This is a genomic window from Frankia sp. AgKG'84/4 (genome assembly GCF_023242965.2).
Lineage (GTDB): Bacteria > Actinomycetota > Actinomycetes > Frankiales > Frankiaceae > Frankia.
Window position 1 is genome coordinate 1 of sequence record NZ_JALKFU020000257.1, and the last position, 7237, is coordinate 7237.

Here is a 7237-nt window from a genome sequence, read left to right on the forward strand (position 1 = left end):
GTACCGGCCGCCGCGCTGCCGCCGCCCGGCGGTGCCGCCGCCGCCCGGTTGGCTCCGCCCTGGCCACCGCCGCCCGCGGGCTGACCAGCGAACGACCCCTGCGGGCCGGTCGAGGTCGGTGCCCAACCCGGGGGACCACCCACTGCGGGCCCGGGTGCCACCTGACCGGGACTCACCGCGCCGGCCAGAGCATGAACGGGCGCCGATGACCGACCGCCCGCAGGGGCGTGACCGCCCGCTGGGGCGTGACCAGCCGCAGGGGCGTGACCGGGTACTGCGGCCACGGCGGCACCGGCCGGTACTGCCGGCGCCGGATGGTGACCGCCCGTGGACGGGACCGGGGATGCCTGGTGAGCACTGGCCTGATGACCGGTCGCCTGGGCGACGGCCGCATGTCCGGCGGCCAGTTCCGGGCCGTCGAGCACGGCGCGGCGTTCCAGTCGCTCCAACCGGGTCAGGAGCGCTGCCGGGTCAGCCGAGGCACCGGGCAGCAGGGCCCGGGCGAGGATGAGTTCCAGCATCAGCCGGGGGCTCGTCGTGCCGCGCATCTCGACCAGACCGTCGTGCAGCAGGTCGGCGGTGCGGGACAGCTCCGCCGGGCCGACCGAGACGGACTGGGTGCGCATCCGGTCGATCTGGTCGGGGGAGAAGGACTCCAGCAGGCCGCGGTCGGCGGCGTCCGGGACGGCCGCGAGCACGATGAGGTCGCGGAACCGGTCGAGCAGATCGGTGGCGAAGCGCCGCGGATCGTGCCCGGCGGAGACCACCTTGTCGACGACGGTGAACAGGCCCGCGCCGTCATGCCGGGTGAGGGCGTCGACCGTCTCGTCGAGCAGCACGCCGTCGGTCATGCCGAGCAGCGCCACCGCGCGCTCGTAGCTCAGCCCGGCATCGTCGGCACCGGCGATCAGCTGGTCGAGCACGGACAGCGAGTCCCGCACGGAGCCGGCGCCGGCACGCACCACCAGCGGCAGCACCGACGACTCGACGTGCACCCCCTCCTGCTCGCACACCGACGCCAGGTGGCTGCGCAGCACCGCCGGCGGGACGAGCCGGAAGGAGTAGTGGTGGGTGCGGGACCGGATCGTCGCGATGACCTTGTCCGGCTCGGTGGTGGCGAAGACGAACTTCAGGTACGGCGGCGGCTCCTCGACGACCTTCAGCAGCGCGTTGAACGCCGCCGCCGTGACCATGTGCGCCTCGTCGACCACGAACACCTTGAACCGCGCCGACGCCGGCGCGAAGAAGGCCCGTTCACGCAGGTCACGAGCATCGTCGACGAGCCCGTGGGAGGCCGCGTCGATCTCGGTGACGTCCATCGAGGACCCGGTCCGGATGCCGACGCACTCGTCGCAGACCCCGCACGGCTCCGGTGTCGGGCCGTTCACGCAGTTCAGCGAGGCGGCCAGGATGCGCGCCGAGGACGTCTTCCCGCAGCCCCGCGGCCCGCTGAACAGGTAGGCATGGTGCAGCCGACCGGTGGTCAGCGCCTTGCGTAGCGCGTCGGTCACATGCTCCTGACCGACGACCTGTGCGAACGTCGCGGGACGGTACCGGTTGTACAGCGCTGCGCTCACTGGCCTGCTCCGCGTGCTCGACGTGCTCAACGAGAAGATCGGCGAAACGAAGGGACCCCCCGCACACCCGCCAGAGCCCGCTTACCCTTGCTGCCTTCCGGCCCTGGGGGAGTTCACGAGGGTAGCGCCGCACGAGGGGTCTGCCCGCAGTCTAGCGGTCCCTGGCGGATCACGAACGGCGAGGCCCCCCACCCCCACCCGCAGACCACGCACCCACGTGGATCAGATAGGCTCCACGACGGAGGATTCGCCTAGTGGCCTAGGGCGCACGCTTGGAAAGCGTGTTGGGGGCAACCCCTCGAGAGTTCGAATCTCTCATCCTCCGCAACGATCTTCCCGGGTGTTCTGGTGTGTCGTGGCTTCTGCCCAGGCGCAACGCGTTCACCTCGACCTCTCCCCGAGGCGCCTCCAGCTTCGGCGTGGGCAGGGTATGGACGTCGGGTCGAGCAAGGCGCAACTGAGGTAACCGTCTCGGCCGTTCTCTGCCCTGCCGAGCGCACCGGACGCCTGTACAGGGCTCCCGCGACTCGCCGGTAACCTGTCCCCCTTCACTGAGAGGGACAGATGAGGACACGGTACGCATCATTGGCGCTTGTGGCCGCGGTCATGGCTGCGGGCTGCGGGAGCCGGGCCGACGGGTCGGAGGGCGTGCAACCGGCGCGGTCCGCTCGGGCGATTCTGCGAACTCCCGCACCGCCGAACCCGACTCCGGTCCTCGATGCCAAGGCCGGGGATGCCTGCACGCTTGTTGACGCGGTTGCTGCCGGCCGAGACGCCCCGGGCTGGCTTGGAGACCGTTCGGACCGGTTTGGCGCCTGAGCCGCGATGTTCACGGGATGGCTGCAAGCCCAGACCGCAGCCATGGAATCCGAGAACGAAGAGATCAAGTGGATGGCTCTGTCGTGGGTGGGCGAACGCGACCGGGCGCCCTCGGTCACACCGGACAGCGCGGCGAACCCAGTCCAGGTAGGGCAACTTGTCTCGTGGTGCGTGGCCCATGGTTTCTCGCAGCCCCACTCGCGTGGCGGGAGCGCGTAACGCTGAGGGTGCCAAATGGCCATGGCTGGCAGGAGGTGCTTCCCGGATCCGGGAAGCACCAGCCCGGCGTGGTAAAGCCGAATTTTCGGTCAATCGGCCGTACGCTGATCCAGGCCCCGCAGCCAGGAAGGACCAAGCCGATGGGCGACGTCTGGGAGGCGCTTCCCGCCGTTGTGCGTGAGGCGGCTGGGCGTCACCTTGGCTCGGTGGAGTCCGCCACGGCTATCCAGGTCGGGCAGAACAACGACTTTGCCGCCGTTGTCCGTGGCGAGGCCGGGCCGGTGTTTGTCAAAGCGGTTCGCGGGATCAGTCGGCGTATGCGCTGGCTACGCAACGAGAGCACGGCTGGGACGCTCGCTCCGGGCATCGCGCCGACTATGATCTTTGCCGAGGATGTCGAAGTCGACGGTGATCCGTGGCTCGTCGTCGGCTTCGAACACCTCCTCGGCCGGCCCGCTGACCTCGCATCAGGTTCGGTAGACCTCGCCGTAGTTGGGCGGATGCTCGACCGGATCAACGTTCTACCAGCGCCCGGAGTACGCGGGCTGCGTGATCGGTGGTCCGTCCAGGACTGGTGGCATCGTCTTCGAGGCATCGCCCCGGATGCCGTCGCCAGCGTTGACGTCGACCAAATGCACCGGTGGGCATCGCTGGCACCGGAGGCCGTCGAGGGTGACCGGCTTGTGCACACGGATCTGCACGGCGACCAGTTCATCATTGGCGCCGCCGATGAGGTTCACGTGATCGACTGGGGATTTCCGGGTGCGGCGGCGGAATGGGTCGACACCGCTTTCCTGGTCATCCGCCTTGTCAATGCCGGACACACCCCGCGTGATGCCGAGAGCTGGGCGGCCACGCGGCCGGGCTGGTCGGCCGATGACGACGCGCTCACGGTGCGCAGGTCGTGCTGGCCACCTCGGCGCCGGCGGACGAGCTGCGTGCGCTACGGGAGGCCCTTGACGTCGACGACTGCCTGAGCGCGGTGACGTCCTCGTCCGACGCGGACACGGCCAAGCCGGCACCCGACATCGTCCAAGTGGCGCTGGAGCGCTCCGGCGTCGAACCGGCGGACGCCGTGATGGTCGGCGACACCCGCTGGGACGTCTTGGCGGCCGGCCGCGCCGGTGTCACGTGTGTGACCGTGTTGACCGGCGGGATCGGGCGGGACGAGCTGTGCGAGGCCGGCACCGCCGCGGTCTACGAGGGGCCGGACGATCTGCTGGCCCAGCTCGACGCCTCGCCGGTCGGGCGGCTCCTCGGCCGGACCGGCGCCCCCGGATGAGGACGCCGACCCGGCCGTAACGAGAGGGCGGGTCGTTCAGGAGGCGCGGTCGATGTTCGGCCGGTCAGCTTCCGCGTGCGGGAGGCCGGCGTCGACGCGCTCCTGCTCGGTCCGCTCGGCGAGGACGTCGTCGTCCAGCGGACCCTGTTCCCCGCCGTGACGCGCGGGGTCCCGCCAGCCCGCGGAGACCTTCGCGGCGGTGTCCTCCGGTCGACGGCTGTCGTTCCCCATGATCTGGCTCCTTTCCTCGACCTACCCAAGTCTCCTACCCAGGTCATCGCCGGCGCTGTTCGCTCCGGCGGGCGGCGCGGTACGCATCCCCTGGACGTGACCGGCAAGACACCCGGCCGGCCGAGGGGGACACCGCGTGTGCTCGAACTAAAGGGTGATTTGCGGGCCAAGTACCGGAATAAAGTGGTTATGGCGGCGATCTGGGCCGCCGCCGCTGCTGGTGGGGGCATCAGCCCCAGTCGTAAGTGACGTCGTCAGTGATCGAGAAGCTCACGTAGGCGGCGGGCGTTGTTGACGGCATGCCCGCCGCCGTCGTTGTTGAAGTAGACATACGTGTCGTGGCCGGCCTCCAGCCATTCACGGACCCGGTCCGCCCACCAGCGAAGGTCGTTCTCGCCGTAGGAACCGCCATAAAGATGATGGTGGTCCGGACCATGCAGCCGGACATAGACGAACGGCGCCGTTGCTTCGAGCACACACGGCAGGTCGGCGCCGCTCATCACGCAGTACGCGGCCTGATGCCGCGCGAGCATCTCGAACACCGGCTCGGTGTGCCAGCTCGGATGCCGGAGCTCCACCGCCACCCGCAACCACCAGGGAAGCCGGCCGAGAAAGTACTCCAGCCGGGCATCATCGCGAACCTGGCCGGGGGCGAGCTGCACCAGAAGAACGGCCCGCCGATCGCCCAGCTCATGCCAGCCGGCGGCGATCCGGTCGACCCAGACCTCCGGTTCCCGCAGACGCTTTCCGTGGGTGAGTCCACGAGCGGCCTTGACGGAAAGCTCGAAACCCGTTGGTAGCCGGGACCGCAACCGGCGGAAGGCGGCGTCCTTCGGCCAGCGGTAGAAACTGGCGTTCAGCTCGACGGTGTCGAAACTGCGAACGTAGACGTCCAACCGTCGCCGCGGCGGCGTCCCCGGCGGGTAGAGCACGCCGGACCAGTGGTCGTAACTCCAGCCCGACGTGCCCACGTGTGCCTGCGCTGCCAAGCGCCACCGCCCTCGCCCTCGCGTAACCCAGCTCAGCGCAGCCAGCGGCGGTCGCGCCGGCGGGCGAGCTTCGGCCAGCCGGTGGCGAACTCGTCCCGGGTCCGGCGGGCCAGTTCCTGCTCGCGTCCCAGCAGGAGGCCGTAGGCGAACGACGCTTCGCCGGCGTGGTTGGCCGCGATCGCGAACTCGCGGAGCACCCCTTGGGCGACGACGCAGTCCTGGTGCTCGCCCAGGCTGTTCTGGATCTTCTTGGCCCGCCTGGTGTGTTTCGCCGCGGCCTTCCCATAGACCGGGGTAACGGCCTCGCTGGCGTAACGCAGGTGCTTCGCGGCCTTGCGGGCGGCGTGCAGGGCCGCGTCCTGACTGTCACCGGCGGGAGCGCGCAGCGCCCGGTCGACGCGGCGGTGCACCTTGCGGTCGGCCTTGCGGACCGGGACGCGCAGGGCCAACTCGGCCGGCTGGCGACCGCGGGCGGAGTACGGCGGATCGGCGACGAAGGCGATGAGCCCGTCGAGGAAGGCGAGGTACTCCGCGTCCCGCAGCCAGGTCAGGGCCTGCTCCCGGCCGCGCAGGTGCTGCGAGCGCAGATGGCCCTGCACCCGCGCGGCGACCGGGCCCAGCAGGTCACGGTTATCGACGGTGGCCATCGCGGCCGTGAACCGCTCGAGCTGGACCTCACCGTCCCGAGCCGCGTTGAGCAGCAGGTTCAGCTCCCGTAGCCGCGCCTGCAGGGCGGCGGCCGGCGCCGCGTCGAACAGCTCCTGGAAGGTGCGCAGGGAACTGCGCAGCCGGCGGGCCGCGACGCGCAGGTCGTGCACGGACTCCGGGTCGTCGAGACGCACCCGCGCGTCGGCGGCCAGCAGGGCCTGGGTGTGGGCCGCCAGGTAGCGCCGGACGCTCTCGCCTGCGGTCGGCTCGCCTGCGGCGCCGTCGGCGGGGATCTCCGGGCGCGCCGTGCGCGGCCCCAGTGCCCGGGCGAGCTTGGACGGCCCGGCCGCCGGACGGGCCCCGGCCCTGCGCAGCGCCTTGCCGGTCACCGGCAGGACGCGGAGATCGTCGCCCACCGCCTCGACCTCGATCTCCCGCCAGCGCGACAGCGTCGTCGACGCGCCCAGCGTCTGCGCGCGGACCTCGTCGTCGGCGAGTTCCGCGACGTCCCGGCCGTCGAGGTCGCGCAGCATGGTCGCGCGCCGGGTCGTGCGGATCCGCGCGACAGGGGCCAGCGGCCGGCCCCGGGTGGTCGCGGCGACGATGTCGGCAAGCTCGCCCGGGACGGTGCCCTCGGCGGACGGGTCGCGTTCGATCGCGGCCAGTGGACGGCTGATCTCGTCGCGGCCGTCCCCGGAGGTCGGCAGCTTGAGATGCCAGCCGGCGTCATGTCCGCCCTGGCGGCGGCGCAGCGTGATGCGGCCGCGGGCCAGGCGAAGATCGTCGGTGTCGTAGTAGATGGCTTCGAGATGTTCCTCGACCGGTTCGGCGGTCGAGCTGATCCCGGCGAGGCCGGTCAGTGTCGGGACGACGAACGTCGAGTCGACGTCGAACTTGGTCTCTACCTCCCGGTGCCCGTGGGCCGGTGCACGCATAGCACTCTCCTGTATCCACTCGTACTTCTGACTTCCGGCCCTACCCGCTTCGATCGGCGTAACCCGGCCGAAGCCCGGCCCGCCCAGGACGGCCGCCGGCAACCCATCTCTGCCCTCCCACGCCTCTCGCGCAACGCGACGACGACGTCGGAACTTCTGTGTGCGACGGGTCGTCGCATGTCGACCTTTGCTGGGTAACGTGCGTGCGCAACGGGGAATCGGGGGAAACACCTGTGCGGGACACGCGTCCACCAACGGGTCGCACCGGCTATGACCGGGCGATGGCCGAAATCGACTATCGGATCAGTGCGTTCGTTGGTCGGCTGACCGCGTTCCGCATCGCTGCCGGGGTCTTTTTGCTTTTCGTGCTCATGATGGTCGTCGCGCTGGTGGCGCCGGGTCCGCCTGCGAAGCCGACCGCCGCGACCCTGAGCAGCACGGTCGTCACGCCGGCCGTGTCGGCGGCGCCGAGCCCGGCCGCCAGCCCGCCCGGCGCCGTCCCGTCGCCGACGAGTTCGTCGCCGGTCGCCACCGTGC

Annotated in this window: 6 protein-coding genes, 1 tRNA gene, 1 other RNA gene and 1 pseudogene; 4 read left to right on the forward strand and 5 right to left on the reverse strand. The window is 70.9% G+C overall.

Annotated features, from left to right (window positions below):
* Together MXD58_RS16055 and ffs are read right to left on the reverse strand one after the other, a co-directional pair.
* Positions 1-1577, reverse strand: a 1577-nt coding sequence (locus MXD58_RS16055) for a DNA polymerase III subunit gamma and tau (RefSeq protein WP_250609473.1), incomplete at its 3' end; no start/stop codon positions are given.
* A gap of 47 nt (positions 1578-1624) precedes the next feature.
* Positions 1625-1721: signal recognition particle sRNA small type (gene ffs, locus MXD58_RS16060), an RNA gene on the reverse strand.
* A gap of 96 nt (positions 1722-1817) precedes the next feature.
* Between ffs and MXD58_RS16065 the strand changes: the two genes are divergently transcribed.
* From MXD58_RS16065 to MXD58_RS16075, 3 genes are all read left to right on the forward strand, one after another.
* Positions 1818-1902 (forward strand) — tRNA-Ser (locus MXD58_RS16065).
* Positions 1903-2650: 748 nt separating this feature from the next.
* The gene (locus MXD58_RS16070) at positions 2651-3592 is read left to right on the forward strand and encodes a hypothetical protein (RefSeq protein ID WP_250609474.1); all 942 of its coding nucleotides are present in this window, start codon (positions 2651-2653) and stop codon (positions 3590-3592) included.
* Positions 3520-3897, forward strand: coding sequence for an HAD family hydrolase (locus MXD58_RS16075; protein WP_248837579.1), 378 nt, complete (start codon positions 3520-3522; stop codon positions 3895-3897). Before MXD58_RS16070 ends, MXD58_RS16075 begins: the two co-directional genes overlap by 73 nt.
* Positions 3898-3933: 36 nt before the next feature.
* Here the strand turns inward: MXD58_RS16075 and MXD58_RS16080 are convergent, their stop codons facing one another.
* The 3 genes from MXD58_RS16080 to MXD58_RS16090 all read right to left on the reverse strand — a co-directional run bounded on the left by MXD58_RS16080 (position 3934) and on the right by MXD58_RS16090 (position 6700).
* Positions 3934-4128 carry a hypothetical protein gene (locus MXD58_RS16080; RefSeq protein WP_248837580.1) on the reverse strand — a complete coding sequence of 65 codons (195 nt, stop codon included), beginning with the start codon at positions 4126-4128 and terminating at the stop codon, positions 3934-3936.
* A gap of 254 nt (positions 4129-4382) precedes the next feature.
* Positions 4383-5117 carry a DUF72 domain-containing protein gene (locus MXD58_RS16085; RefSeq protein WP_248837581.1) on the reverse strand — a complete coding sequence of 245 codons (735 nt, stop codon included), beginning with the start codon at positions 5115-5117 and terminating at the stop codon, positions 4383-4385.
* Between the two features lie 32 nt (positions 5118-5149).
* Entirely contained in the window at positions 5150-6700 is a 1551-nt protein-coding gene (locus tag MXD58_RS16090) for a CYTH and CHAD domain-containing protein (RefSeq protein ID WP_248837582.1), read from the reverse strand.
* Between the two features lie 281 nt (positions 6701-6981).
* On the opposite strand from MXD58_RS16090, the pseudogene MXD58_RS16095 reads away from it, so the two are divergent.
* Positions 6982-7237 (forward strand): annotated as a pseudogene (locus MXD58_RS16095) (hypothetical protein); the annotation flags it as partial.

Excerpts from the sequence above, each read along its gene's own strand:
- MXD58_RS16080 (WP_248837580.1), bottom strand. The coding sequence starts at position 4,128 with ATGGGGAACGACAGCCGTCGACCGGAGGACACCGCCGCGAAGGTCTCC.
- MXD58_RS16090 (WP_248837582.1), bottom strand. The coding sequence starts at position 6,700 with ATGCGTGCACCGGCCCACGGGCACCGGGAGGTAGAGACCAAGTTCGAC.